Genomic DNA, 26994 nt, shown 5'->3' on the forward strand with positions numbered 1-26994 from the left:
TGCACTCGGGGGGTAGACTACTTTACAGTCAATGGTAGCGCCACGGTGGAGCTACCTGAGTAGTTACGATTCATTTAGAGAGGGATTGCACTTCCGAATAACTCTGATTACATCGAATCAAAACCCTTAATACCCCATATGAAACGAAGAACATTCGCTAAACTATTATCAGCAGGCGCAGCAGCGGCCATCTCGGGTTCATCCGTAGCCTGTTCGAAGAAATCCGAAACCAAGGCCATAAAACCGGCTCTTATGCATGTCGGTTGCCAGAGAGGATCGGTGACAAAAAAGGAGCTGGAGTTTAAAGCCCGGCATGGAGTGTTTCACATTGACGGAAATTCACCTGCGCTGATCGAAGGCGTAGGCTGGGATCTACAAGACGCCCTGAGACAAAAACAGATGGCCGCCGACTACGGTATTTCGATCGAAGCCTACCACCTGCCACTCAGCTCAGCAGGAATCGACAGGGTCACTGTCCCTAATATCATGTTGGGGAACAGTCCCGAACGGGATCGGGAGATTGAAATGATTCAACAAATGATTTCGGTAACAGGTCAGGCGGGTGTTCGAGCGGTCCTTTATAACACAACTATTCTACCTGTGGTTCGTACCGAACGCACACCCGGTCGCGGAGGCGTCACCTACTCGAGCTGGGACGCTTCAGTGGGAATGAAGGAAAGCAAAATCCTGACGCGGGCAGGGCTGGTCGATTCCGACACGATTTTCGAACGCATTGAATACTTCCTGAGTAAAGTGCTTCCCGTGGCAGAGGAGTATCACGTGCAGCTGGGCAATCACATTGCCGATCCACCACTCCCGGTCGGGTTCAAGGGCATCACACGCTGGAACAGCCCCAACATCCTGGAAGGCATCAAGCGGTTTGCCAACTTGTCGAAAAGCCCCTCGCATGGATTTAACTTATGCCTGGGATCCTGCGCGGAAGGGATGGAGAATCCTGACAAGGAAATCCATGAACTCATTCGCTACGCAGGAGATCGCAACCAGATCTTTAACATCCACATGCGAAACATCAAGGGAGGATGGGGCAACTTCCAGGAAGTGTACCCAGATAATGGCGACATGGATTTCTTAAAAGTCATGCGCTCATTAAGAGACGTTCAATACAAATACATGATTATGCCCGATCACGTCCCGAATCACCCGGATGATCCGGACGGCAGCCAAGGCTTTGCATTTTGCTATGGTTACCTCGGGGCGCTTATCAAGGCAGTAAACGCAGAAGCCGAAGCGAGCAGCTAGTGTAGCCCGCCATAAAAAGCAAAACATTCGACGTCGGGGTCATTCCTTGGAATCTTGACGTAGCTTGCGGAGTCAACTGATGGCTTCGCGTGTCGACTTCGTCTCGAAACAAGGTTTGACCCCCTCCTTGATGGTCGGCGAAATATAAGTTACAAGACGTTTGGCGACCCACACTAGGAATTAAGCGCTTTTCGCAGACGGTCCGTCCGCTCAGCCAAGGTTTTGTCAAACTTGGGAACACCTTCTTCCGCAGGTTCTACCTTAAGGACGCAAACCAATGGACCGGGCTCTTCAAACAGCTTCGGTAAGATTTCTTCGAAAGCTTCCTCGTTATCGATCGTGTATACCTTTTCCAATCCGGCTCCACGAGCCATCGCTTCAAAATCCATGATACCAACACCGGGCACTTTCTGATTCCCCGTCACCTCATAAGTGCCATTTTCAACAATGATCATGGCATAATTTTCACAAGGCCGCTGCGCCAAAGTGATAAAGGTTCCAAGACACATTACCATACTCCCATCACCATTCAGAGTGATTACCCGTAGCTCTGGTTTTGCAATGGCGATACCAAGGGCAAAGTCCGCGGCATGACTCATGGCACTATCGACAGAAGCAAAGTCGAGATCGGTATCGGACAATTTTTCCCACGGCTTTGCTGTTCCCATGCAGGTGATAAAAAGCTCTTTCTTCCGACGAGCCGCCAACTTTTCCAGACAAGTATATTTGTTCAGCATATTCAGACGGTGGTTTCAGCAATTAAAATGGCGGTGGGCATCGAGGTTGATTCGGCGATCTTGAACGCACGACCAATCATCGTCACGTCTTCATCATCCAACATAATCTTATACGGAATTCGCCAGGCATTCAAAGTAGGTTCGGTGAACTCCGCCACCGAATCCCTATTCTCAACACCTGGAGCCAAGGTCTTAAATCCACGATATCCTATTAGCATCACCTGAGGAATCCGCATGTTCCAGGAGCACCCACGAAATGCATCCCCTGCTTCCAATAGACCGGTGTTTTGAATAAGCACCAACGGCTTCTTTCCTCCAAGCTGAAGACCTGCGGCAATCGCAAAAGCCTCCCCTTCCCGACTTACATGGACTATCTCAATCTCATCGTCGGCTTGTATCTTTTGAAAAAGCACGCGACAAAGGTTGTCGGACAATCCAACCACGTGAGTGACACCCTGATCCTTCAATGCTCGATGAATTTTGGAAGAACTTATCATTAAATCTTAGCTATGCATAAAACAAGATACAGGTCCAGATAAGTGATCACATAAGAATCACTGAGATGAGTTGACGGTATTATTTTGCGCAATCATACATTCAACAACAACCTGTTATAACCCTAAAGAATTACCATGGCCCTTAAGAACCGTCCCCGAACTTTCGTATTTTTCATCTCGATTCTGGCTACCATCCTTCTGGGAGGTTTGACCGGCTGCGATCAAAGCCAACCACAGATAAAGGAAACTCCAACCGGCGCTCCGGATCTGACCTTTGCCGTAATGGGTGATGTGCCCTACGGACTCACACCGGATGAAATTCGCGCAGAAGAAATCATCCTGAAACAACAAATTGCTGATTTGAACCAGAACGATTCGTTGTCCTTTGTGATGCACGTGGGAGACATTAAAAAAGGAATTCCACCTTGTGAACCAGGCGTCTACAAAACGGTAGCCGGCATTCTACGCACGAACAAACATCCTACTTTCATCATTCCAGGAGACAACGAATGGAACGATTGCCAGAATCCAGAGGAGGCCTGGAAACTTTGGGAGGCTAACTTCACTCGCTTCGACGAACATTGGCCAAACGAACTGGGCGTGGTTCGACAATCGAATCGGCAAGAAAATTTTTCGTTCGTTATCCAAGGAACACTATTTATCGGCATCAATATGGTAGGCGGAAAAGTGCACGATTGGAAGGAATGGGAAAGCAGAATAGAAGACGACCGACAATGGATTGAGACCCAGTTTAAACGTCATTCACGAGATTGCAATGCTGCCGTCATATTTACCCACGCTAATCCGGGGGCAAAAGTCGGAGGAACGTTTGAACTAAAGATTCACGCCTTCGGACCTGTGATTGAGTATCTCGACAAAGAGACAGACTTTGCCAAGCCGATACTTTTGATTCACGGTGACGGTCACAAGTGGATCGAGGATCACCCGTTCCCGACGGCGGGTGATAGAATCACACGAGTTCAAGTAACCGCCGGTGGATTGGAAGCACCACTTCAAGTAGAAGTCAGAAAGGACGCTTCAAACCCTTTTCACCTCATAAGGAGTTTCTAGTGAACAGAAAATAGCCGCGGAAATATCCTCTATTCAGAGTTATCCAACTATTTCAGCTTTCTACCCTTAGCTTTCAGCCTTCCCTCTTCAGGTTCCCTGAACCTCTATTGGATCTTCGATACTTTCCTGCCAGGATTCCAACTCGCGGGTCATGCTTGAAACCCGGGAAGCATAATCGCGCTGCGAATACACATTCTGAGTTTCACCGGGATCTTTATTTAGATCATAAAGCTGGGATTTATCCTTGTCGCTTAAGCACAACTTGTAGCCTTCCGGGCTAACGACGGCCCGGGTATTTACGTTGACAGCTTTTTCCGCTTCCTCAGCCGTTATGATTCCTTCTTTCATCAAAGTGTTATAGCGTCCCGAAGGATGAGCATGCCATTGGAGAAATACGGGTTCGGGTTTCGAGCTACCTTCCAAGTAACGTGTGTAGCTTTTTCCCGGCAACGGTTCAGCATGATCCGCCTTGCCAGCCAAATCCAAAACAGTCGGAGTCAGGTCGATGTGGCTTACCGGATTCGAAATCCTTCGCTTGGAGAAACCTCGATTTGGGTACCGGATGAGACAGGGCACCCTGGCAGCTTCCTCATACATGACACTTTTATAGTATAATCCATGACTGCCCATCATCTCACCATGATCGCTCGTGTAAACGACGATGGTATTTTCATCCAATCCGTTTCTTTCCAGCTCCGACAAGATTCCACCCACCGCGACATCAACCATGGTTACCAATCCCCAATAACGGGACGTTTCCCGACGAATGTCGGCTTGGGTGATACCACGATCCAAGGAGGCGAACAATCGAAGAAAGTGATAACGGAGCGGTTCACTGGCGTCTGGATAGTCATTCCAGTTTTTTGGTAGATTTACTTCATCTTCCGGATAATATCCGTTCAAAGGCCCGAAGTTCGGATCGTGCGGCTCCAGAAAATTTACATGGAGCATGAAGGGCTCATCTTTAATCTGAATCATCCAACAGCTTCGGCTGGGTAGCGATCGATTCGGATAACGGGATATTATTATCAATACAGCCGGTTTGGGTGGGCCACAATCCCGTCAAAACTGAGCTGCGCGACGGCGTGCATATTGGTTGAGTTACATAGGATCTTTCAAACACCGTACTCTCACTCGCCAGGCGATTCAGATGGGGTGCATGGATCCGATGATTTCCATAGGCCGCCAAGGTATCGAAACGCTGTTGGTCCGTCCAAATAAAGAGGATGTTGGGCTTATCGGTTCGTCCACCACGCTTTGCGATTTGAGGAAAAGCCTTTTGCGTCAAAGCCAAAGCACCGAGCGAAGCGGTTGAAGTAATAAAATGTCGACGCGATACGGACATGAACAACGCATACCTTTACAAACCGGTACGGAGTCTGTCAATTCACCTGGAAAGTGAACCTGATAAAGTTCTCACAAAAAGCTGACCCGGAGAGCCAGCTTTTTGTGAATGATCAGAGCGTATCTACTCCAAAATTACTTCTGCCCATAGTAAGCACCTTTGCCGTGCTTGCGGAGGTAGTGCTTGTCGAGCTGGTGTTCGGACAGGGAATTGGACTCCGGATTAAGCAAGAGATTTTTGAAGGTCATCTCTGCAATAACTTCCAGGGCAAAGGCGGTTTCCACTGCTTTGGCACCTGAGGTTCCCCAGACAAACGGTGCATGGCCGTTGAGGAGCACCGCGTTGATCTGCTCGGGATTGAGGTCCTCGAAAGTTTCGACAATTAGGTTTCCCGTTTCCCACTCATAGTGACGACTGACTTCATCTGGAGTCATGCGACGCGTTACCGGAACATCACCGTAAAAATAGTCAGCATGAGTGGTACCCATACATGGGATACTTCTGCCCGCCTGGGCAAAGGCCGTTGCGTTTCGCGAATGCGTGTGCACGACCGCGCGAACATGAGGAAAGGCCTGGAACAGCCTGAGGTGAGTCGGCGTGTCCGAGCTGGGCCTAAGTGAACCGTAAAGCTTTGCCACTTCCAGATCTAATACAAAATGGTCATCGGGCTTGGCGTTGAAATCCATCACACAGATATCATCGGGCGTCAGCGATTCATAAGGAACACCACTCGGCTTAATTGCCACAGCACCCTGCTCAGGATCCCCGACGCTTACATTGCCGAAGGTAAGATCTACAATGCCCAGTTTGGGAAGTTGTTTATTGGCTTCGCAGCATTCTTCACGAAGCGCTAAAAAATTATCGTTCATAAATAAAGATAGTAAAAATGAGTTTGTTGGAACCACAGAAAGCGCAAAAGGCGCAAAACCCACCGAGATTTTGCCTCAGTACCCTTCCGATATTAGATCTATCCTCTTCCTTTTGTGTATCCTGTGCTTTTTGTGGTTACTTTAATTAGTATAAAATCTGAGTAATCTATCATCAACCTGTGCGAATCCGTGAGAAGCATGGTGATAAACCTCATTGAAGCGAATCTCTTTTTTAAAGGCTCGAATCGAGGTTGAGTCATCAATAAGGAAAAACTCGATACCAGCAATCTCGGCAAGATCTTCGAGTTTGAACCCACCTTAGCCAGAGCATCCGGGCCGTAGAGGTGCTGACTTCCAGTTACGAAGCAGATATTCTGATGACTAAAGTCGAGTAAACTCATGGATGCCCTAAAGTTTAAATATTCGCTGTTTAATAGTCTAGGTGTAATATTTTCGAAAATATGATTCTGTAATCATGATTTTGTTAACAATGATTTTCGAAAAGGTCATAAAATAAAGAAATCAATTGCTTTTTAGAAATCGATCCACACATCAAAATTATCCCTTTCGGGCTGTTTCCTTTATCTCGAGCAAACGCTTCATCACACCACCAAGATCAACGCCACTCACACCACCAAAGGCGTCATGCAATTTTTTATACTCCGCATACAACTCATTGTACACAACTTGCGACGCGGAATTCGGTTTGTAAGATACGTCCTTGAGACGGGTCATGGCCGCCTGGGCAGATTGAAAATCGTCGTATCCGCCCTTGGCAGAACCGGCGACGACCGCTGCACTCACGGCTGATCCCAAGGCACAGGTCTGAGAAGAACCGGAGATCAACATCTCACGCCCGGTAATGTCCGCATAGATTTGCATGAGCATCGGATTCTTTTCCGCAATTCCCCCAGCGCAAACTACGCGGTTCACGGGCACGCCATATTCATCCAGACGCTCAAGAATCGAACGGGCTCCAAAGGCAGTCGCCTCAATCAAAGCGCGATAAATCTCCGCCTGCGACGTGTGCAAGGTTTGACCGAGTAACAATCCGGAAAGTAGAGGATCGACGAGAATAGTGCGATTGCCATTATTCCAATCAAGTGCAAGCAGACCACTCTCACCTGGCTTTAAATGAGAAGCTTCTTCGGTTAGCCGTGTGTGGGTTTCGACTCCTCCCTTCAAAACGCGCTCCACGTACCAGGCAAAAATATCACCTACCGCGGACTGCCCTGCTTCTACTCCAAAATACCCAGGAAGGATCGCTCCCTTCACAATACCGCAGATGCCAGGGACGTCCGCAATTTCCTTGTCGGCTTTTACAACCCCACAATCACAGGTGGAAGTGCCGATGACTTTAACCAAAGTTCCTTCGTCCACACCTGCGCCGATCGCTCCGTAATGAACGTCAAATTCTCCAATGGCGATGGGTATACCGACAGTCAAACCCAGTTTGTCAGACCACTCTTCGCAAAGGTGACCAGCTACCTCGGAAGCATCGTATGCCTTTTCATAGAGTCGGTCTTTCAAGTCGGCCAACTTCGGATCGAGCATGTTCAAGAATTCTTTGTCCGGCAGTCCTCCCCAATCATCTGCATAAAAGGCTTTATGGCCAGCCGCGCAGACACCTCGCTTTACGGCGATTGGATCAGTCACTCCGGCCAAAATCGCAGGAATCCAATCGCACAATTCCACCCAACTGTAGGCGGCATCGAACAATTCCGGATCCACGTTCAGGCAATGCCAGATCTTCGACCAAAACCACTCGGACGAGTAAGTATTACCACACTTGGCGACATATTGAGGACGATGCTCGCGAGCCAGCCCTGTAATCGTCGCCGCCTCTTTTACACTCGTGTGATCTTTCCACAACCAGCACTGAGCATTCAGGTTTCCTTTCCAGGTGTCCTGCATCGCCAGGGCTCCGTTATATTCATCCACCGGAATCGGACTCGAACCCGTGGAATCAACGCCGAGGCCAATAACCTTGTCGGAAGAAAAATCCGGATCGGCCTGTTTAGCTAATGCAATGGCTTCAACAATACTGGACTCAATGCCGACCACATAATCTCCCGGATGTTGCCGTGCGAGGTTGTGGTCAGAGGGATCCAAAAGGATACCCAGCTCACCGCTTGGATAGTTAAATACTGAAGTACCAATTTCGGCACCATCAGCACAGCGAACAACGATACTACGAACCGAGTTGGTTCCATAATCAATTCCGATAGTATAGGCCATGGAGAATTTCTTGTGTTTTAAATAGGGTCAGGAAAATAAAAACCGGAGATTACTTAAGGGCAGTTGCCGATGGCAGCAAAAAAAGACGATTCCATGAAACGCGTAAAAAAATATGGTTTTAATCTTTGTAGGAAGTATTTTGAGTGATTGAATCTCTCCAGTCCGATAAACTTACATTCTGACTCTTTCTCTATAAATTTATGTCCAAACAACCGAACGTTATTGTATTTTTCACCGACCAGCAGCGCTGGGATACTACCGGTGCGCACGGGAATCCACTTAACCTGACTCCCAACTTTGACCGCATGGCAGACAACGGCACCCATATTGATGCCAGTATTACCTGCCAACCTGTGTGCGGCCCGGCCAGGTCTTGTTTACAAACCGGTCTCTACGCGACGCAAACCGGAAGCTGGCGAAATGGCATTCCTCTAAATCCTGAGTTAAAGACCCTCGCCGAATATTATAAGGAAGCCGGATACACCACTGGCTACATCGGAAAGTGGCACCTGGGGACCACTGAAGGCGCCGTGCCGAAGCACGAGCGCGGCGGTTATGAATACTGGCTGGCCGCGAACGTTCTTGAATTTGTTTCCGATGCCTACGACTGCGTTCTGTTTGACGAGGAGGATCAAAAGGTAAAATTACCCGGATACAGGGTGGATGCTCAAACCGATGCAGTTATACGCTACATCGACAAGAATAAGGACAACAAAAAACCCTTCTTTCTTTTTGTATCCTACCTGGAACCACACCACCAGAATCATGTGGATGACTACCCACCCCCGGATGGATACCGCGAACCCTACACAGGAAAATGGACGCCACCCGACCTTCAACAGCTGGGAGGAAGCACGGGGCAACACCTGGGTGGTTACCTTGGGATGATCAAGCGTCTGGATGAAGCGCTAGGACGCATGAACGATGCTCTAAAGAGCCTGGATCTCACCGATGACACTATCATCCTCTATACCTCGGATCACGGATGTCATTTTAAAACCCGGAATTCTGAATACAAACGTTCCGGTCATGAATCCTCGGTTCGCGTGCCCACCGCATTTTCCGGACCGGGTTTTGAGATGGGCGGACGTCGCCAGGAAGTAGTGAGTTTGATCGATCTGGTCCCCACCCTATTGGACGCCTCCGGAATAGAGCCTCCGGACCTAATGCCGGGTCGTTCCTTGATGCCGCGCTTAAGAGGATCTTCGGAAGATTGGGAGAATTGTGCTTTTATTCAAATCAGTGAATCGCAAATCGGTCGTGCCATCCGGACCAAACGATGGAAATACGGAATTGTCGCTTTGGATAAAAATGGCGAAACCGAATCCTGTGCCGATACTTACACGGAAAATTATTTATACGATTTAAAATCCGACCCATACGAACTACAGAACCTGATAGCCTTTCAATCTCACGGCCCCCTCTGCGATCACCTCAGAAAAAAGCTACTCGCTGAAATGCAGAAAGCCGGAGAAGAGGAACCAACCATTATCGAAAATGATCGAACCCTCACCGGCCAACGAAAACTGTTCGAAAAAGAGATAGAAGAGTAACTCAGGCACTGGTATCAGATTGATTTGTAACCTTCCACCCTCCTATCAACATTCCCCCAAATGACCTCCTTGGGCCTTCTCTATGCAATCATCACCGTTATAACCTGGGGACTTTGGATAACGCCTTCTGAAAAGGTAGAACTTCCAAACCCTCAGACCCGGTCTTTTTATGTGGCGGTTGGAAATTTGTTTCTCGCAACTATTGCATTGCTATTGGTCGGACCGAACAAACTCACTTTCGACTTATTTATTTTACCTTTCTTAGGCGGAGTTATCTGGGCGGTGGCTGGCATGTGCGCGTTCGTTGCCTTGGCCAATATCGGAATGGCCAAGGCGATTGGCACCTGGGCTCCTCTAAACATACTGGTCGGAATCGCCTGGGGAATGATCCTGTTCGGTGAATTTTTAAAATCCGGACCTCTGGAGATTCTACTTTCTGTCACATCCATCCTAATGATTATTGCCGGGATCTTGCTCATCGTTTTTTCCGGCAAATCCAATGAGAACTCAAAACCCTCCAGGAAGATAAAGTCGGGATTTGCAGGAGCTGTCGCAGCAGGTGTACTTTGGGGCACCTATTTCATACCAACGACTTACCTTGCCCGGCAAAACGCAGAAGCAAATGACTGGGTAACCGCATTTCCCATGGCAGTTGGCATGTTTGTCGGTAGTACGGTTTTAGTTCTCTGGGGGCGCAAACGTCCACGTTGCAAAAGCCGTACAGACTATGGACTCGTTCTACTTACAGGTATCCTCTGGTCCATCGGAAATTTCTCCATGCTGCTCATGGTACAGGAAATTGGTTTGGGTAAAGGATTCACCATTGCTCAGCTCTGCGTAGCCGTCGCCGTCCTCATCGGCATTTTCTATTTTCGAGAGCCCGCTCCCGGAACCAAAGCGGCGAAATGGACACTCATAGGAGTTGCCGTGGCCACAACCGGCGGGGTGATTCTTGGGAATCTCAAGAAAGGGATAGGTTAAACACAGTGCTTTTTTTTGAATAGCTTTTATTTTGTAGGAGCAATTTTAATCGCGACTCGAAGATACTATCGGTATTTGCTTCCAGTAATGCCGTCAAAAAGTAATACAATCATCGGTGCAGCGAGTCTTTCTCCGTCGCGCCGTTGTTGACAATCCGATTTCGGCATCGCGAGGACGCGATAGCCCTACCTCACTCACCTCGGCCCCTGCCAGGGCACACTTCCCCGTTGTTGGAAATTTAGAGCCAATATCGTCCGTCGGGGTCATACCTTGCAATCTTGACGCAGCTTGCCGAGTCAATCGATTCAAGGTTTGACCCCTTCCCGAGGTCCCTGCCACGGCACACGTCCGCGCTGCTGGAAATGTAAGGCCAATCTGGATCGCAATTCAGTGAAGTGCGGAACTTTCGAATACTCATTCTGAGACTTTCCTTCGAGAAGGTTGTTCTTTTCGTAAGGATCTTTGGCGATATTGTACATCTCGTAGGGTTCGTAGGGAGAATTGTGGACAAGTTTGAAGTCACCAATGCGAATCGCCTCGATGGTTTTCCCGTTGTAAGCTAGTCCACCTTCTCTTCGCGAAAAAATCATGGCACGTTCAGAAACGTCGACCGCACCGCCAGTCAGAACAGGGGCAAAGCTGACTCCATCGAGGGGGCCATCCCATTCAATTCCGCACACGTCCATGATGGTTGGAAAAATATCCATCGTCATCGCGGTGTGATTACTTACCGATCCTGACTGTATCGTTTTATTCCAAACCACGGCCGCCGGGACTCGCAGACCCCCTTCGTAAACCGTTCCCTTCTGATCGCGTAACGGACCGTTATCCGATCCGAAGCGAAGAGATCCTCCATTGTCACTGGTGAAGAAAATGATCGTATCGTCATAGACGCCATTGTCTTTAAGCGACTGAACAACCAGCCCAATTCCATAATCCATGTGCTCCGTCAGTGCGACAAACCTGGCACGCAGGTCCGCAATACCTGGTTCACGTTTTTTGACTTTCTCAACCCACTCTTCCGGAGGCTGAATCGGACTGTGTGGCGCGTTGTAAGCAAGGTAGAGAAAAAACGGATCCTCGTTTTTGGAGGCTTCGTCGATGTAATCCACCGCCCACTGAGAAAACAGATCTGTAGCATGACCCTCCGGATCGATCTCAACAAAGTTTCTCCGCATGAAATTATGGTCGTTACGACGGTGGTGATAATAATCATCCATCATGTCTCCAATAAAACCTTTGAAGAATTTGAATCCTCGATCGTTCGGAAGATTCGGCGATTCCAATCCCAGGTGCCATTTTCCAACCAAAGCTGTGTCGTATCCATTTTTTGAAAGAACGGTAGCGATCGAAGTCGAATTCGGATCCCAATACCCCCAAGAGTTTTCAACTCTATCCCGAATCACGCCTGGCACCCCCACCAAATCCTGCTGACGTCCCGTCAACAACGCCGCCCGTGAAGGCGAACACACCGGGCAGTTCGCATAGAAATTATCAAACCGCATACCCGCCTCCGCCAACGCATCGATCGCCGGAGTCTCGATATCCTTCTTTTCGTTGTAATAGGACACATCGTAAAACCCCTGATCGTCGGTGAAGATGATCAGGATGTTAGGCCTCTCAGCCCGTAAAAACGAACCAAAGAGGCAGGCAACAATCAGGACAGTTAGAATCCGCATCCTGGGATTAATTTCTACGACGTTCAACAACCGGGTCCTCATCCGTGACTTGATATTGCTTCCGCAGTTGGTTCAGCTGGGTTAATTTCTGCCCTTGAATCTGGGCGTACTCAGGAGTTCCATACACGGAGTTCATTTCCTCGGGATCTTTTTCCAGGTCGAAGAGTTCCCAGTCGTCGATATCCTCTCCTTCAAGCTGATAATAGTGAATGAGTTTGTAACGGCCATCGGTCACGCCATAGTGACGAGCCACGTTGTGACCGCCGGGATTTTCATAGTAGTGGTAGTAAAATGCATCTCGCCAGTCTTTGACTTTATCTCCGCGGAAGAGCGGCTCAAGGCTGCTGCCCTGCATATCTTTCGGAATCTTTACGCCTGCAATGGAGAGGAATGTTTCAGCATAGTCCAAATTGGAAACGATCTCATCGCGAACCGTGCCCGCTTTAACCACACCTGGCCAGCGAACCAGAAGTGGCGTTTTAAGAGATTCTTCGTACATCCATCGTTTGTCGAACCATCCGTGCTCACCCAGGAACCAGCCTTGATCGGATGAATAAATAACCACGGTGTTTTCGGTTAGGCCGTTTTCATCGAGGTAGTCTAAAACACGACCAATTCCATCATCCACGGATTTTACGCAGCGCAGGTAATCTTTCACATAGCGCTGATACTTCCACTGAATGATTTCCTTTTCCGTCATATTGGGAAGCGCTGCCAGGTAGGCGTCGTTCTTTTTCTTGTACGCGGCATTCCAAACCTTCCATTGCTCATCATTCAGATTACCCCGGGCTTCCAGTTTGAGGTCGCGCTCATTCATATGCGTTTTGATTTCCATCGCCTGACGGGCAGCCGATTGGGTGCGACCGGAATAATCGTCAAAGAGCGTTTCCGGCTCAGGGATCGTGACATCATCCAACCAGTTCAGATATTTGGGTCCTGGCTTCCAATCGCGGTGTGGTGCTTTGTGCTGATACATCAGCATGAAAGGCTTGTCACGCTTGCGATCCTTCTCCAGCCAGTCCAATGTTTTGTCAGTGATGACGTCCGTCGTGTAACCGGTATTTTCCCTGGTTACGGGTTCGCCATTTACATCCTTGGTGATCATGGGCGGATTGTAGTAAGGCCCCTGCCCGACCAACACGTCGTAGTGATCGTAACCCTGAGGTGTGGAACCCAAGTGCCACTTGCCCACCACCGCAGTCTGATAGCCTGCCTTCTGCAGGAGCTTGGGGAAGGTCTGCTGGTCTCCGTTAAAGGTAATACCATTGCGGAAAAATCCGTTTAGGTGATTATACTTTCCGGTTTGAATAACTGCCCGGCTGGGGCCGCAAATAGCATTGGTCACATAGCAACGTGTAAAGCGCATGCCTTCGTTGGCCAAACGGTCCATGTGGGGAGTTGAAATGCGGGTAGGATCGTAGGCGCTGAGAGCCTGCTCACAGTGATCGTCGGTAAAAATAAATACGATGTTTGGGTTCGACGGGCTCACCACAGGTGGTTGATCCTGGGCTTGAAGGCCGAGGTGGAGGCTCACCAAGGCAACCATTCCAAGTAATAATTTCTGTAGTCTCATAGTTTTTAGGGTATAATTTTAGGGTGTAGTGCTTATTCTAAATTAAAATAGGGTTCGTCGATCAATCGCTGTTTAATGCCGTCCCATTTCTTACCGGGATCTTTTACCGGATCAAACTGTGTATTTATGGTAGGGATGCCTGCTTTAATGGAAGCAAGATATTGATCAAGCAATTGGCTCATCTTCACCGTGCGGTTGGATTGGACCTTGGCAAGGTTTTCGCTTTCATCGAGATCCTTGCTCAAATCGTACAGATGGTAATCTCCCGTCTCCCAGAATTTAATGAGCTTATAATTTCCTTGGTGCAGCGACGTCGATGGCTGCCCTCCTTTTTGCAACTGGTAATGTGGGAAGTGAAATACAAGGAAATCGTTGGGACGAACCACGTCCGCATGGGGATCACTTGATACCAGCTTTGCTAGACTCCCACCTTCTATGCCTTCTGGCAATGACTTGATACGCAACCAATCGCAAATCGTTGGAAACAAGTCGTAGCCGACGGCCATATCCTTTTTTCGATCATGCTTAATTCCTGGACCGGCGATGATAAGAGGAACCCGAATTGCCCCTTCCCAGGTAGTCGCTTTCCAGCCATGCAAAGGTCCATTCACATTTCCGGGGCTAATAACCGGATACGTTCCGTTGTCCGCGATGTAGATCACATAAGTATTATCTTCGATCCCAAGCTCCTTGATCTTTGCCAAGGTCATTCCTACGCCGGTATCCAGGTCCTCGGCCATGGCCGCATGCAGGGCGTTATTGTGACGTTCTCCAGGTTTTCTGGCTTTGGCTTTATCCAACGTCGATTCGCGGGACTGGTAGGACAAATGAGTTGCATAGTGCGAGAGTTGCATGAAAAAGGGCTTCTTCGCAGCCACTTGTTTCTCCATCCATTCGTTACCCGTTTTGGTGATTGAAAAAATACGTTTCGGATTGGGATCCTTCGTTTCCCCTTCACGGTTTGATGTTTCGCCTGTGCTAGCATCATACCCGTGTTTCTCAGGACCCCCGCCATTGATGTGCCACTTGCCAAAGTGGGCTGTGGCATAATTCGGGCGATGCTTTTTGATCCATTCGGCGATCGTGATTTCTTCATCGGCGATATCATTCACGTGAGGAGGAGGTATCATTCGGTTTCCTTCAAAAAAGGGTCCACTATGACGACCAACAATGTCGCTCATTTGCAACAATGCCGGGCTCTTTCCCGTTTGGATGGAATAACGGGTGGGCGAACAATTGGGGTGCGGCGCATAGGCCTGCGAAAAAATCACACCTCGATCCGCGAGCTTCTCCAAATGGGGTGTCTTTATAAAATCGCTCTTCGATGCAGGAACATCCTTGTCCATCAAAACCGAAGTTGCCCCCCAACCCTGATCATCCGTCAGAATCAGAACAATGTTCGGCGATCTTGATTTTTGAGCTTCAAGTCCCGCTACACCAAGGAGACAGAAAATGGACATTACCCATAGTGGAATAAATTTACGCATAGTAATCATTTGAGTTGTTTTAGAGGAGAATTAGTTAACCACCAGTCTTCGCCAAGGCTACGCCGCGGCACGGCGGAGGACACTGAGACACGGAGTCTCTTACAATACGATTCTTTTGATTCCATCTTTCAATACTCTTACATTATAATTTATCAACAATCCAACTCTGCATTTCGTCAATTTCAGATAGGTCAGTAGTTGTGCTTCGTGAACTGGCAGCAATTCTTTCACATGTTTATTTTCTTCCAACATTTTTTTCTTCTCCCCATCTCCGCGCTCTCCAGCGTAGCGGGTGGTTCAATACCTTTTTTCCCGACTAAAATTAAATCAATGATTTCCGAGACTCATCCCCCTTCTGGAATGTAGTGACGTGTAAGTGTATCTAAAATCTCGGCACGGACTATGTCGGGATCGATCTTCCCGAGTTTTCGGTAAAGCACATTCCCCGCCTGATCAACAAGCACGGAATAAGGAATCGGACCAGGCCAATCAGGATCGAGGGCCTCTGCCAACGCATCGATGCCGGATCCGGTATAAATATAATTGTTGGTGGAACGTCCCTCGGCTTCGACCGATTTGCGCAACTTGTCGCTCATAATCGCGCGATGCTTTCCAAGAAATTCTTCTGCTTTCTCTTTTTGGTTTGGTTGATCCAGGCTTATGGTTACCAACTCAAATTCCCGGCGACTAAATTTGCGGGCAATAGCAGTGAGGTCGGGAAACTCTTCTACGCAAGGAGCACACCAGGTAGCCCAGACATTGATCAATCGCACTTTTTCGGAACCATTCTTTCGTAAGGCCGCCACAGCAGCGGCATCAATCTCCTCAATAATTGCCGGAATCGATTGCCACTGTTGTTCTTCTTCGACGACGTGGGCGTTGCGCTCTTTCCACTTGGTTGAGCAGCCATGAGGGCGCGTCGTTTCAACAGGCACGGGTTTACCCATCAGGAGGGCTTCAACCGCATTCCTCGCATCCGGATGTTTGACGGTTTCCGGTTCGGGGTACCGTGAGTCGTCGAAGCGGCCATTGTAGCGGAGCTTTCGGTCCTTATCAAAAATCAAAACATGGGGAGTCGCCAGGCAACCGTAGGCCCGAGCGGTAAGTTGCTTATCGCCATCAAATAAAAACGGAAACGTCCAGCCATAGTCCTCCGCGTAACGCCTGGAGTCTTCAAAGGTTTCGTCATAGTCGGTGTGACCAAATTCATCGGGCCGCAAACCGGACGAATGATTGGGGTTAATCGCGACAAAGGAAAAACTCTCATCCTTGTAGTCATCCACAAATTGCAACATCCGTCCCATCACTCCATGAGATGTCGGACAATGCGTTCCAGTAAAGTAGACGACTAAAATATCCGTGCCGCCGAAGTCGGCCAAACTATACTGTTTTCCATCCGTACCAGGCAATGAAAACCCAGGTGCCTGGTCGCCAATATTCAAGGTGGTAAACCCATCCGGCAAATCATTGGAGCTAACAGCAAAGAGCATACTGGCGCTGGCAATTAAAACCAGAAAACCAAAGAAGTGTGTTTTTGGGGTATTCATTATTATTAAGAAGATTTTGAATGGTAGGTGGCTTCATTCAGGATTCAACCCCATAAAGAGACCCATACAAGCATCGTAAGATCCCGGGTTTATACAGCTCCTATCCAGCTTGCCTGTCTATTTTCATTCAGAGGGTCGGGTTAGAGCAGCGGTATTAAGCAATTATGGGAACCAACTACCTCTTTTTAGGAAATCCGAGACCTTTTGTGACGATTAGGAAACATTTCCGCAACATTGCTGGTATAACTCACGGATGGCCCAGTATCTGCTAATTCATGCCCCGGTTACCCCATGGTCAATTTGAACTTATTGAACGTGGAACTATGAATATAAATAAAGAAAACCCCACCATCATCCAAAGTGCGATTCCCTACCTGGGGTCGTTCGGTGTCACTGCAGCCCTCTTTTTAACCCTGCCGTTAATGCAATGGGCGAGTGAACGGGATGTGGTCCTTGAACAGCCGGATCTGATCAGATATTCTATTTCAGCTCCCCCTACTCCACCACCGCCAGAGGAAATTGAGAAAGAAAAGGAGGAAGATGAGGAGATCGAATTGGAAAAGGAGATGGTCAAATTGTCTCTATACCAAATCAATATGGCACTAAACGCAGGTTCCGGTGGCATGGGTGGCACTACTTTAAACGTCGGTTCCTTTTTGCCTGACGACGGTTTCGGGGACGATTTAATTTTTGATGTCGCCGACCTGGATGATAAGCCTGTTCCAATTTACCGAATTGTGCCCAAATATCCTGCTCATTTAAAAAGGGCAGCGATCCAGGGACGCGTGTTTCTCATCTTTATAGTCGATGAAAAAGGCAATGTCGGCAGTGCACGCGTTGCGGAATCCCCGCATCCTGATTTTTCGGAATCCGCATTGGAGGCCATTCGAACCTGGAAATTTCAACCCGGCAAAAAAGATGGCAAACCAGTCAGGACCCGGGTGCGCATTCCACTGACATTCGCCATACGAAGATAATCGTTTCGTAAAGTTAAAAAGGAAGAACCATCAGCTCTGCCTTGACCGCGGAAGTCGAAGGAAGGACGGGAGAATCAAACACTCAAAAATTGAGTGACGAATGGATAGTCTCCATTCACTAAAAGAAGACTCGGCAAGGAAACTCAAAATAGGTAATTCTTTTCCAGAATCAAATACTCACCCTAGATACTTCTTCAATGAGACTTCCCCACCTAAACACTCTCCTGGTCATCCTAAGCTTTCAGCTACTTTCTGTTGCTTCAAACGCACAGGACAAAACTTCGTTTTCCTGGATTAATCCGCTGACTCAAATGGAGTTGAATGCAGCACCTGGCCTCAGCCATCATACTTATAAAAGTAAGGTCATTGGCAAGGAAGTCGGCTACTGCGTGTTCGTACCTCCAGGCTACGACCAACCTGAAAACCGGAATCACCGCTATCCGGTTATTTACATGCTCCACGGCGGAAGACCGGGAGATGAATCCAGGTTTGCGAACAGGATGCCATATATTCTTGAAGCCATTAACGATGGGAATCTCATTCCTACAATTGTGGTTTTGAATAATGGGGGTCCAGTAAGCCATTACAACGTACCAGGACGGGCTGAGGCCGTGGGCAAAGATTTGTTCGTTAATGAATTGATCCCCTTAATTGATCAAACATTCCGAACCATCGCAGACAGGAAGGGCCGTGCCCTGCAGGGGTATTCCCAGGGAGGTCGTGCAACCGCGCGAATCGGATTTGGACATCCGGAGCTATTTTCACAGCTTGTTATGGGAAGTTCAGGTGCGGCCGCCGAGAAACGCATACAAGACACTGGAGGAACGGAGAGTGAAAATCTGGTGTTCTCTCGCGGTGATGACATGTGGACCTATGCAGAAACCTATGCGAAGCATTTTAAGGAAACGTATCCGGTCGAACTCTATCTCCATGTCGGTGATGCTTTGGACTCAAACTACGAAGGGAATGTGGCTTACGACGCATTCCTAACCCGCATCGGACTCGCCCACGACTTTGTTGTCTTATCCAATCAAAAGCACGGTGGGACAGCCTACGTGCGACTACATTCCGGTATTATTGCTTTTCAGAACTACTCTTTCGAAAAAAGTTTAAAACAATAGCAAAACCCAAACAGGATAAGCGGTTGCGTAAAAAAATTCCATTCGCACTAACCCAAAACGCTAGTCGGATTCGGCTGATTGTAGGCGAGAGTTTTTATCGGAAAGCAAAATAAGTTGCCGAAATGGGAGTAGGTGATTTTTTGTTAATCACCTGTTTCTAGCGTTTGACAAACATTAAGTATGTGTAGACCAAGGATTGATACCAGAACCAGCAAAGAATATTTTTTTTGGAATTTGCCGGAAAACTCCTAGTCGAAAACGATCAACCATGAATACAATCAACAATTCTCTTCGCTACGATGCCGGGAATTTTGCCTACGGAACCTGGCGAATCCTGGACCAAAAAATACCGGCCACCATTGAGGATCTGGCTCAGCGTCTTCATGCCTGTCTCGAACAAGGTGTTACAACGCTCGATACAGCTGAGATTTATGGTGGATATCTGGTTGAGAAAGCAGTGGGTAAGGTTCTCAAAAGTCATCAAAAGCTGCGGGAAGGACTTAAAGTGGTGACCAAAGCGGGGATCGACGTTCCCTCTGCGGAAAAGCCACACGCCAACCTGCCCCAATATAACGCCACAGGTAAAAACCTTATCCATTGTGCGGAAAAATCGCTACGATTACTCGGCATTGATGCCATTGATCTATTCCTCGTTCATCGACCCGACTGGCTGACTGATCCTGAGGATACTGCGACCGGGCTCCAACAACTGCTCGACGACGGAAAAGTAAAAAATGTTGGTGTATCCAATTATACAATTCATCAGTTCGAAACGCTCGACCTTCTCCTTGGAGGCCAGCTCGCGACAAACCAGGTAGAATTTAGTCCGCTTAAAATGGCACCGCTCTACGACGGAATTTTTTCCCAGTGTCAGCAGAAGAAAATAAGACCCATGGTCTGGTCACCCCTGGGAGGTGGAACCTTGTTTCGTGATCAGGAAGGCCCGGCGAAACGACTTCGGGATAAGGTCGTGGAGTTGTCTCCCAAATACAACAATGCCACCATCGACGCACTGATTTATGCCTGGATCCTGGCGGTTCCATCTCGTCCCACAGTCATTTTGGGAACGAACAAGCTTGATCGAATTCTCAACGGAGCCAAAGGTGCAACTATTGATCTGGAGCGGGAGGATTGGTACGCCATGTGGGAAGCCGCGAAGGGCCAATCTGTTCCCTAAGCTCAAACACATATTTTTCTAAATCAGTATACTTAGTCTAATACTCCATGATCGACTTCTTAATTGTTTGCCTCTACTTTGTCATCGTTTTTGCGGTCGCGATCCGGGGCAAAACCTCCAAAGATGTCACAGTCGAAGAATACTATTTAAATTCCAGAAAATTGGGCTGGTTTTCGATCGCTTTCTCGACGATTGCCACGAATGTCCAGGGACTTCAGTGGATAGGGTACATTGGATCAGCCTACCTCTACGGACTCGCTCAAGCCAATTTCGAGATCAATGCGATACAGGGCCTGTTCCTGGCGGCCTTTATTTTTGTCCCGATGTACTTCCGGGAGCGGGTCATTACGATTACCCAGTTTATAAAAACCCGGCTTGGCAACACAGTTGCGCTGATCTATTCCCTCACCAATATATCTCTTTTTTCAACCTTAAGCCTGGGGGTTAGTCTGTTCTGGGGAGGTTATGCTGCCGACCTGGTATTTGCCGACTACCTGTCATTTATCCACGAAGACCGTTTCACGCGCATTTCTATTTTAATCTTTGGGTTGGGATTGTTGTCAGCGATTTATACTTATCTGGGTGGTTTGGGTGCCGTGGTAAGGACTGATATTGTTCAATTTTCCATCTTACTTTCGGGTGGAATAATTTTAATGCTTATTACCATTCATGAATTGGGAGGCTGGTCGCAACTCTACGTGAAGACTGGAGATAAAATGCACCTGCATTTACCTGCGGATCATAAGACGCTTCCCTGGATACATGTTTTTGGAGCCTTTCTTTTAAATATTAACTATTGGTGTGCGAACCAACGGATCGTGCAACGCTCCCTTGCTGCCAGAAGCCTAAAGGACATTCAAATAGGTTTGATGGTGGGCGGGGTCATGAAGTATTTCATGGCCGCAGTTGTCATCATTCCAGGAATCGCGTTGATCGGAATTTTGGGAGAAAACGCCCTGGAAGATCCTGATTCAGGCTTTCCCTATTTGGTAAACACCTACCTTCCGATTGGATTAAAAGGTCTTATATTGTGTGCCCTCTTCGCTTCCATGATGAGTACCGTGGATTCAACCTTCAACTCCCTGGCTACGCTTTGGTCCATCGACATTTATAAACCCTATATCAACAAGTCAGCTACCGATTACCAAGTCGTTCAGGCCGGAAAAAATGCCATTTTGATTTCTTTCATCACCGGATCTTTTATGGGGATAATCCTCCTCTACATCAAACTCAACGACACGGGTGCCGCATTCACACATACCCTTAACGAGCTTCGTTATTATATAAATACAGGGATTGTAGTTCTGATTTGTGCGGCCGTATTCCTGGTTGCACCTAAACCTCGCCTAACCCTGTTTGCTTTTTTTGCAACCGTTCCTCTTAATTTGATCTTCAAAGCCGTTTGGCCGGACATGAATTATTTTGTCCGACCCATGTGGCTCATCCTGATTGGATTTACTGTCATTTACCTGGGCTCCAAGGGAGGTTTTACCAGGGACAAACTCACCTACGAACCTGCGACACCGTTGATAGGAAAATTCGGAATAGGCATGTTGTTTTCGCTCGCTGCGGTTCACATCATTTTTCATTAATCAGACAACATCTAAATCAATATTATGAGCGAAAGTTACAAACCCAGACTGCGTCACTTTGAAACAAATGGAACCCAACAACACGTGGGAGAGGCTGATCAATATTTGTATAACCAGCAGACCCCGACCCACCGATTCGCTATCATCGGCGTCGGCACCATAGGCAAGGAACACATGCGAGTAACCACGTTGTTGGGTCGGGCCAGAATTCACGGAATCTATGATCCACAGAAAAGAAGCCTGGATGTGGCGGAAACGGAATTTGCTAAAATCTCTTCCGACAAACTCATCCGCTACGCCGACCTGGATTCCGCCTGTAGTGACCCGGATGTAGACGCGTATTTCATCTGTACCCCCAACTACACTCATTACGAGGTGCTTTGTACGGTGATTAAAACCGGCAAGCCCATTTTTGTTGAAAAACCAATGGCGACCACCGTGGACCACGCTGCCAAAATGGTGAAGATGGTAAACGAATACAGCAGCTTCATTCAAATCGGCTTACAATATCGTTATAAGCGCCAATACGTGGAAGCGTATCATGAAGCATTGGAGCGAAAATCGTTGGGCGAAATCAAAACGATCAGTATGAGCGAGTATCGCCCACCCTTCCTCGACAAGGTCGGACAATGGAACAAATTCAGCGAGTTCTCGGGTGGAACATTGGTCGAGAAGTGCTGCCACTATTTTGACCTGATCAACCTGATGGCTCAATCGGAAGCCAAACGTGTCTTCGCCAGCGGTGGACAGGCGGTGACCTTTAAGGATTTTAAAAAAGACGGCCGAGCTTCGGATATCGATGATCACGCCTACGCCATTATTGAATATGAAAATGGCATCCGGGCTAATTTCACACTGAACATGTTCTGCCCCGAATTCGAAGAAGAGATGATTGTCGTCGGAGACAGAGGCCGCCTGATTGCGCGCGAAAAGTTCTACTACCATCGACAACAGCCATCCAAGGGTACCATCGAACTAGAATTGGGAGAAGAAGGTCCTTCTAAAATATCAGAAGTCACCTATCCAAATCTAATCGAAGAAAGCGGGCACCACGGTGCGACCTTTTATGAGCACCAAGCCTTCGTGGATCAGTTGGAAGGAAAGGACGTCGACTGTGCCACCGCCGAGCAAGGCCTGTGGGCCGTAATTGTAGCCAGTGCCGCTCAGGAATCCATCGCAACCGGCCAGCCCGTTCTTATCGACGAATTCTTAAAGAAAAATAACATCACCGATATTCTTTAGGGTAAAAACGTCAAGATACCGGTTGTCACGTTAGCTTTATCGGTTCAATGGGTAGGGCTCGATCGCAAAGCGAACCGTTGTCGAAACGGCGGTTTTGGCAAAACCGCCCTAGCAGAATCAGTGATTGTTGTTCAATAAAACCGCCCTTTGCTTATTCCGGAAAAAGAGACGAATCCAAACCCGGAATAATCCGTAACGCATTTTTGTAATAGACTTTTTTTAGAATTTCATCCGGAAGATTCAATCCATACATCCGCCAAAATGCGTGGTAGCGTTTGTAGTAAGGGAAGTATTCGTCATTCGATTCCAAAACACGAAAGTAGGTAGGGAATTCATCTACATTGTAGGAATCTTTTCCGAAAAGGATTCGGTCCTGATATTTCTCAAAAAAACGATTCGCCATGCGCGGTTGTCGACCAAGCTCGGCGATGACAGCAGCAATACCCACGTTCATGTTCGGAGTCTCGTCGAGTACTTCCCCAAGCCTTCCCAGGTCATTTCCCAGCCAACCCAGGTGGGCCGCAATGAATTGCGTCTTCGGGTGTTTTTTGAACATATGATGTTGCTCGGCGATAATTTGCTCCCAGGGAGCGGGATTATTCGGGCCGCGCTTCCTTCCGGGATGTGTTTTAAGCTCCAACCAACGTTCGTTTTGATTGTCCTGTGATTCCCAAAATGGTTTTGGATCGGCGGAGTGAATGAGGACAGGGATACCAAGCTCACCGCATTTCGCCCATACGACATCCAACCTCGGATCATCGACAGCCACACGGTTTCCCATTGAGTCCTTATTGGATAAACCCAGGCTCTTGTAAACTTTGAGTCCCTTTGCACCGTTTTGAACATCGGTCACAAGTTGTTTAACCGATCTGGTACCCCAGTCAGGTTGGTCAACATTGTTGAAGTCGAGGTTGGTAAAGACAACAAAGCGTGACGGATGATACTGCTGAATACTACTGGTCATCTCCTTGAGCCTTTCACCCCCACGCCCACTGAGATTAACCATGATTCCCATATTCATTGCGTCCATTTCCTCTGCCAGACGATTAAGCTCCTGTTCACCCATGCGGTTTTGATGACTGTGCACATCGATAAAAGGAAACTTCGCTCGCGCGACAGGATTCTCAGGAACAACCAGGGTCGATGGAGGATCGTAAGCCTCCCAGTCCAACTGCTGCCCGGAACAAACGCTGGTTCCTATTCCAAGAAGCGTGAATACAAATAGTTTCTTTTTCATAATAGGGTAAAAGTACGACTTGGAAGTTCAACAAACCATCCCAAGAATTGCGAGCTGAGAAAGCGAGTTATTACTGCAAAGTCCGATTCTTTCCAGGCGGTGGTATTCATCGAGAACTTTTCCGCGGATCAAAAATCCTACCCCATGATTTTGTTAATAATGATTCTGTCTCTTTTTTTAACAGAATAATGGGTACAGAATCATAGGTGTTTTGATTAATTTGAAAGAGTAACAGCCATTTGATAGATATTAAAAAGCCCCGGAGCGCATGCACTCCGGGGCTTAATAGTAATTATTGAGAAAGCAGGATACTTAGTTCGTAATATCGAAGGTGGTGCTGGCTTCGCGAACGGCGAGGTAGGATTTATACCATTTCTTTTGAGCATCGCTGTCGGCGTAATCCTTCAAAGCCTTTTCGCTTTTGAATTCCATAACAAACGCGTGAGTGCGATCACCTTGAGCCTTGATGGAGCGCGTCCATACACGAGTGATTCCGTCGTACTCATGGGCAAGGGTGACCACCGCATCGAGCGCCGCCTGAATTTGCTTTTCCGTGGCATCAGCCTTCCAGGAAACGGTGACCACATGAATCACCGAACTAGGTACTGCCGGATCACTTTCATGATGATTGGCTGAAGCGGTTGAAATTGCGAGCACCAGAAGGGCTGCACTAATTAGGGTAATGATTACTTTTTTCATAATGTTTAGATTTGAAACGATGTGTTGAGGAATATTCTCAACGAATATTACAGATTTCTCTGCTATAAGAACAGGTAAGGCCAGCCTAATCAGAAACTCTAAGGAGGCCCAAGACCATGCTTTGACATTCGAATGCTACCCATTCATACCGAAACCTATAATTAGCAAAGAAATGCGCTCAAAAAGAAAATCTTCGAACAAGGCCACCTCCAGAAAACCTGCTAAAAGGACGGTTGCCAAAAAATTTGCCAAGTGGCCTCCCGAAAGAAAACTCAAGAAGTCGCCAACCAATAAACTTACATCAAAAAATCCGGCCAAAAAGTTGACCAAACGAGCTTCCAAGCACAGCGGCGGCATTTCGATAGGTGCGCCAAAAAAGGCCGAGCAAGTAAATCTGGTAAGTTCTTGCAAAAAGATTAGATTTATTTCGCAGAATTCACCGGAACCAACTTGCGAACCCAACCATCTCCTTTGGTAAGAACATACAACTCACCGCCCTCGTCGACGCCGAGACGAAGGTCGGCACGTGGGCCTGACGCGTAGGTATTTGGATATCCAACCACATTAATCAAGTCCTGCTCTTTTCCATTAACAATTAATCTCAACTCCTTTATCTCGGATAGCTTTCCGGGTATGAGGTTCGTGGTTTCGATGTAAAACACGCGTCCTCTCACAATATCAGCGAAGACGAATTTACCAATCAATTCCTTGAGCAGCGTTCCTTCGTAAACAAAACCACTAGCGTTAGCTTTTCCCTCATCGTGATCGTATTGAGCAACCGGATCGGTAAATATTTGAGGGTCCTCGGGCGATAAATCGTAAACCGGACCGACACCTAATCCAGCAATACCTGAACCTGTGGAAAAGGTACCTTCTCTGCGACGCCAACCATAATTCGCACCAGCGCGGCCGATATTCACTTCCTCAACCTGATTCTGTCCGATATCCATAATAAACATACGCCCGGTCTTGTCCCAGGAAAAGTGTTGAGGATGCCTTAGACCCCAAGCCCAAATTTCAGGTGCGGCATTTGGAGTCGCGACAAAAGGATTATCCTCAGGTATCGAATAGGGGGCACCACTGGTTGTTTCCAAAGGGTTAATTCTGAGAATGGCTCCCTGCGGACTCTCCAATGACTGACCATAGTCCTTGGGGTCGAAAGCCGCACCTCCGTCACCCAGGCAGAAATATAAATTCCCATAATCGGAAGTTCCTGGTTTTGCGGCAGGGTTGAACGCGAGAGTGCCGACATTATGGTTCGGCGCAAATTGGCCGATGCGAAAGACCTCCCGGTGAGTGCCTTGAAATGGTACTGCTTCAGGATTCGCTGTCGTCCATTCCACAATCACGCTTTCGTGACTGGAGGCATCGTCCTTCAAATAGGTCGCTTCGCCAGATCCGGACGTTGCACTGAATGCAGTATACAGCTTCCCATATCCAGGCTGTCCTTGTTTCGAAAATTCCGGATGAAATGCAAAGCCGGCCAATCCCGTTTCGTTCGGCATCATCGAGTCATCAAACGATAGGTCGTAGCCACGATGATCAAGATACGATTGCAAGGGTCCACTCGTCTGATCTGCAACATAGAGCACACCACGAAGATCACATATGGCGATGCGACCCGAACCATCGCCAATGGGATTGAGGTATTGCACCCGCGCATAGGCATTCGTGGTGGAACCACCGGTACTGGAATCCTTCAGCTGCGGCAGACGAAAGCGGTCGATAGTTGCAACGACGATGTCACCCTTTTTTATCTTTTCCGGAATCGGATCCGTAAGAGGAACGGGTGCCTTCTTAACTTCGCTAGATTCGTGGCGGGCCGCAAATGAAACGCAGGCGCAAATTAAAAATGCTGATATGCAGAGCCAGAGCGAATGGTAAAAACCGAATTTTTGTAATTTCATATTTAGATCGATAACAAGATTTCTGTGCCAAGTTTGGGTCCCTTACAATACCTTCAATCGGCAAATTGCTTAACCAATAATTTTCTATTTAGAGAAACGTTTATCAAGTCTGCCCAAAAGAACAACCATCATGTCTTGTAGGCGATTCAAAATTTTCTTTTAGTTTGTAACGTAACCACAACGATTGAATAATTGAAGGTATATC

At 47.9% G+C, this 26994-nt stretch carries 22 protein-coding genes and 1 pseudogene; 9 read left to right on the forward strand and 14 right to left on the reverse strand.

The annotated features are described in order from the left end of the window. Window positions 1-138: 138 nt before the first annotated feature. Window positions 139-1260, forward strand: coding sequence for a mannonate dehydratase (locus O3C43_03560; protein MDA1065560.1), 1122 nt, complete (start codon window positions 139-141; stop codon window positions 1258-1260). A gap of 173 nt (window positions 1261-1433) precedes the next feature. Here O3C43_03560 and O3C43_03565 read toward each other — a convergent pair whose 3' ends face one another. Together O3C43_03565 and O3C43_03570 are read right to left on the reverse strand one after the other, a co-directional pair. Further along, entirely contained in the window at window positions 1434-1997 is a 564-nt protein-coding gene (locus tag O3C43_03565; GenBank protein MDA1065561.1) for a thiamine pyrophosphate-dependent enzyme, read from the reverse strand. Between the two features lie 2 nt (window positions 1998-1999). Continuing rightward, window positions 2000-2494, reverse strand: a complete 495-nt coding sequence (locus O3C43_03570; GenBank protein ID MDA1065562.1) for a thiamine pyrophosphate-binding protein — start codon at window positions 2492-2494, stop codon at window positions 2000-2002. A 135-nt stretch (window positions 2495-2629) separates the two neighbouring features. Between O3C43_03570 and O3C43_03575 the strand changes: the two genes are divergently transcribed. Further along, window positions 2630-3565 carry a hypothetical protein gene (locus tag O3C43_03575; GenBank protein ID MDA1065563.1) on the forward strand — a complete coding sequence of 312 codons (936 nt, stop codon included), beginning with the start codon at window positions 2630-2632 and terminating at the stop codon, window positions 3563-3565. 87 nt (window positions 3566-3652) lie between these two features. Here O3C43_03575 and O3C43_03580 read toward each other — a convergent pair whose 3' ends face one another. The 4 genes from O3C43_03580 to O3C43_03595 all read right to left on the reverse strand — a co-directional run bounded on the left by O3C43_03580 (window position 3653) and on the right by O3C43_03595 (window position 8017). Then, on the reverse strand, window positions 3653-4543 hold the full coding sequence (locus O3C43_03580) for a sulfatase-like hydrolase/transferase (GenBank protein MDA1065564.1): 891 nt from the start codon (window positions 4541-4543) through the stop codon (window positions 3653-3655). Further along, the gene (locus O3C43_03585) at window positions 4530-4910 is read right to left on the reverse strand and encodes a sulfatase-like hydrolase/transferase (protein ID MDA1065565.1); all 381 of its coding nucleotides are present in this window, start codon (window positions 4908-4910) and stop codon (window positions 4530-4532) included. The genes O3C43_03580 and O3C43_03585 overlap by 14 nt, the downstream gene beginning before the upstream one ends. 134 nt (window positions 4911-5044) lie before the next feature. Beyond that, window positions 5045-5779, reverse strand: coding sequence for an L-ribulose-5-phosphate 4-epimerase AraD (gene araD / locus O3C43_03590; protein MDA1065566.1), 735 nt, complete (start codon window positions 5777-5779; stop codon window positions 5045-5047). Window positions 5780-6337: 558 nt separating this feature from the next. Next, window positions 6338-8017, reverse strand: a complete 1680-nt coding sequence (locus tag O3C43_03595; protein MDA1065567.1) for a ribulokinase — start codon at window positions 8015-8017, stop codon at window positions 6338-6340. 200 nt (window positions 8018-8217) lie between these two features. Between O3C43_03595 and O3C43_03600 the strand changes: the two genes are divergently transcribed. Continuing rightward, the gene (locus tag O3C43_03600) at window positions 8218-9570 is read left to right on the forward strand and encodes a sulfatase-like hydrolase/transferase (protein MDA1065568.1); all 1353 of its coding nucleotides are present in this window, start codon (window positions 8218-8220) and stop codon (window positions 9568-9570) included. A 60-nt stretch (window positions 9571-9630) separates the two neighbouring features. Further along, a complete protein-coding gene (locus tag O3C43_03605; GenBank protein ID MDA1065569.1) occupies window positions 9631-10551 on the forward strand; it encodes a GRP family sugar transporter in 921 nt (306 codons plus the stop codon). Window positions 10552-10856: 305 nt separating this feature from the next. Here O3C43_03605 and O3C43_03610 read toward each other — a convergent pair whose 3' ends face one another. The 5 genes and pseudogenes from O3C43_03610 to O3C43_03630 form a co-directional block, all read right to left on the reverse strand. Next, a complete protein-coding gene (locus O3C43_03610; protein ID MDA1065570.1) occupies window positions 10857-12230 on the reverse strand; it encodes a sulfatase-like hydrolase/transferase in 1374 nt (457 codons plus the stop codon). A 7-nt stretch (window positions 12231-12237) separates the two neighbouring features. Then, entirely contained in the window at window positions 12238-13803 is a 1566-nt protein-coding gene (locus O3C43_03615) for a sulfatase (GenBank protein MDA1065571.1), read from the reverse strand. 32 nt (window positions 13804-13835) lie between these two features. Beyond that, entirely contained in the window at window positions 13836-15290 is a 1455-nt protein-coding gene (locus tag O3C43_03620) for a sulfatase (protein ID MDA1065572.1), read from the reverse strand. Between the two features lie 99 nt (window positions 15291-15389). Then, window positions 15390-15548: pseudogene (locus O3C43_03625) on the reverse strand (GxxExxY protein). A gap of 86 nt (window positions 15549-15634) precedes the next feature. After that, window positions 15635-16837 (reverse strand): redoxin domain-containing protein, encoded by a 1203-nt coding sequence (locus O3C43_03630; GenBank protein ID MDA1065573.1) that lies wholly within the window; start codon window positions 16835-16837, stop codon window positions 15635-15637. Between the two features lie 323 nt (window positions 16838-17160). Here O3C43_03630 and O3C43_03635 point away from each other — a divergent pair, with 323 nt between their 5' ends. From O3C43_03635 to O3C43_03655, 5 genes are all read left to right on the forward strand, one after another. Next, a complete protein-coding gene (locus O3C43_03635) occupies window positions 17161-17814 on the forward strand; it encodes an energy transducer TonB (protein MDA1065574.1) in 654 nt (217 codons plus the stop codon). Between the two features lie 197 nt (window positions 17815-18011). Further along, complete coding sequence (locus O3C43_03640; GenBank protein ID MDA1065575.1) at window positions 18012-18935, forward strand: alpha/beta hydrolase-fold protein; 924 nt, start codon at window positions 18012-18014, stop codon at window positions 18933-18935. A 268-nt stretch (window positions 18936-19203) separates the two neighbouring features. Then, window positions 19204-20112, forward strand: a complete 909-nt coding sequence (locus O3C43_03645) for an aldo/keto reductase (protein ID MDA1065576.1) — start codon at window positions 19204-19206, stop codon at window positions 20110-20112. A 47-nt stretch (window positions 20113-20159) separates the two neighbouring features. Further along, window positions 20160-21704: a sodium/solute symporter gene (locus O3C43_03650; protein ID MDA1065577.1), complete on the forward strand. Its 1545-nt coding sequence runs from the start codon at window positions 20160-20162 to the stop codon at window positions 21702-21704. A 24-nt stretch (window positions 21705-21728) separates the two neighbouring features. Continuing rightward, window positions 21729-22946 (forward strand): Gfo/Idh/MocA family oxidoreductase, encoded by a 1218-nt coding sequence (locus tag O3C43_03655; GenBank protein MDA1065578.1) that lies wholly within the window; start codon window positions 21729-21731, stop codon window positions 22944-22946. Window positions 22947-23097: 151 nt separating this feature from the next. Here O3C43_03655 and O3C43_03660 read toward each other — a convergent pair whose 3' ends face one another. The 3 genes from O3C43_03660 to O3C43_03670 all read right to left on the reverse strand — a co-directional run bounded on the left by O3C43_03660 (window position 23098) and on the right by O3C43_03670 (window position 26789). Next, on the reverse strand, window positions 23098-24183 hold the full coding sequence (locus tag O3C43_03660) for an amidohydrolase family protein (protein MDA1065579.1): 1086 nt from the start codon (window positions 24181-24183) through the stop codon (window positions 23098-23100). Window positions 24184-24495: 312 nt separating this feature from the next. Next, a complete protein-coding gene (locus O3C43_03665; protein ID MDA1065580.1) occupies window positions 24496-24882 on the reverse strand; it encodes a Dabb family protein in 387 nt (128 codons plus the stop codon). A gap of 422 nt (window positions 24883-25304) precedes the next feature. Continuing rightward, window positions 25305-26789, reverse strand: coding sequence for a PQQ-dependent sugar dehydrogenase (locus tag O3C43_03670; protein MDA1065581.1), 1485 nt, complete (start codon window positions 26787-26789; stop codon window positions 25305-25307). Between the last annotated feature and the right edge of the window lie 205 nt (window positions 26790-26994).

This window comes from Verrucomicrobiota bacterium (assembly GCA_027622555.1).
Classification (GTDB): Bacteria; Verrucomicrobiota; Verrucomicrobiia; order Opitutales; family UBA2995; genus UBA2995.

What these genes read in the sequence shown, in the direction of transcription:
- O3C43_03560 (MDA1065560.1), top strand. Translation starts at nt 139, where the DNA reads ATGAAACGAAGAACATTCGCTAAACTATTATCAGCAGGCGCAGCAGCG.
- O3C43_03565 (MDA1065561.1), bottom strand. Translation starts at nt 1,997, where the DNA reads ATGCTGAACAAATATACTTGTCTGGAAAAGTTGGCGGCTCGTCGGAAG.
- O3C43_03570 (MDA1065562.1), bottom strand. Translation starts at nt 2,494, where the DNA reads ATGATAAGTTCTTCCAAAATTCATCGAGCATTGAAGGATCAGGGTGTC.
- O3C43_03575 (MDA1065563.1), top strand. Translation starts at nt 2,630, where the DNA reads ATGGCCCTTAAGAACCGTCCCCGAACTTTCGTATTTTTCATCTCGATT.
- O3C43_03580 (MDA1065564.1), bottom strand. Translation starts at nt 4,543, where the DNA reads ATGATTCAGATTAAAGATGAGCCCTTCATGCTCCATGTAAATTTTCTG.
- O3C43_03585 (MDA1065565.1), bottom strand. Translation starts at nt 4,910, where the DNA reads ATGTCCGTATCGCGTCGACATTTTATTACTTCAACCGCTTCGCTCGGT.
- araD (MDA1065566.1), bottom strand. Translation starts at nt 5,779, where the DNA reads ATGAACGATAATTTTTTAGCGCTTCGTGAAGAATGCTGCGAAGCCAAT.
- O3C43_03595 (MDA1065567.1), bottom strand. Translation starts at nt 8,017, where the DNA reads ATGGCCTATACTATCGGAATTGATTATGGAACCAACTCGGTTCGTAGT.
- O3C43_03600 (MDA1065568.1), top strand. Translation starts at nt 8,218, where the DNA reads ATGTCCAAACAACCGAACGTTATTGTATTTTTCACCGACCAGCAGCGC.
- O3C43_03605 (MDA1065569.1), top strand. Translation starts at nt 9,631, where the DNA reads ATGACCTCCTTGGGCCTTCTCTATGCAATCATCACCGTTATAACCTGG.
- O3C43_03610 (MDA1065570.1), bottom strand. Translation starts at nt 12,230, where the DNA reads ATGCGGATTCTAACTGTCCTGATTGTTGCCTGCCTCTTTGGTTCGTTT.
- O3C43_03615 (MDA1065571.1), bottom strand. Translation starts at nt 13,803, where the DNA reads ATGAGACTACAGAAATTATTACTTGGAATGGTTGCCTTGGTGAGCCTC.
- O3C43_03620 (MDA1065572.1), bottom strand. Translation starts at nt 15,290, where the DNA reads ATGCGTAAATTTATTCCACTATGGGTAATGTCCATTTTCTGTCTCCTT.
- O3C43_03630 (MDA1065573.1), bottom strand. Translation starts at nt 16,837, where the DNA reads ATGAATACCCCAAAAACACACTTCTTTGGTTTTCTGGTTTTAATTGCC.
- O3C43_03635 (MDA1065574.1), top strand. Translation starts at nt 17,161, where the DNA reads ATGAATATAAATAAAGAAAACCCCACCATCATCCAAAGTGCGATTCCC.
- O3C43_03640 (MDA1065575.1), top strand. Translation starts at nt 18,012, where the DNA reads ATGAGACTTCCCCACCTAAACACTCTCCTGGTCATCCTAAGCTTTCAG.
- O3C43_03645 (MDA1065576.1), top strand. Translation starts at nt 19,204, where the DNA reads ATGAATACAATCAACAATTCTCTTCGCTACGATGCCGGGAATTTTGCC.
- O3C43_03650 (MDA1065577.1), top strand. Translation starts at nt 20,160, where the DNA reads ATGATCGACTTCTTAATTGTTTGCCTCTACTTTGTCATCGTTTTTGCG.
- O3C43_03655 (MDA1065578.1), top strand. Translation starts at nt 21,729, where the DNA reads ATGAGCGAAAGTTACAAACCCAGACTGCGTCACTTTGAAACAAATGGA.
- O3C43_03660 (MDA1065579.1), bottom strand. Translation starts at nt 24,183, where the DNA reads ATGAAAAAGAAACTATTTGTATTCACGCTTCTTGGAATAGGAACCAGC.
- O3C43_03665 (MDA1065580.1), bottom strand. Translation starts at nt 24,882, where the DNA reads ATGAAAAAAGTAATCATTACCCTAATTAGTGCAGCCCTTCTGGTGCTC.
- O3C43_03670 (MDA1065581.1), bottom strand. Translation starts at nt 26,789, where the DNA reads ATGAAATTACAAAAATTCGGTTTTTACCATTCGCTCTGGCTCTGCATA.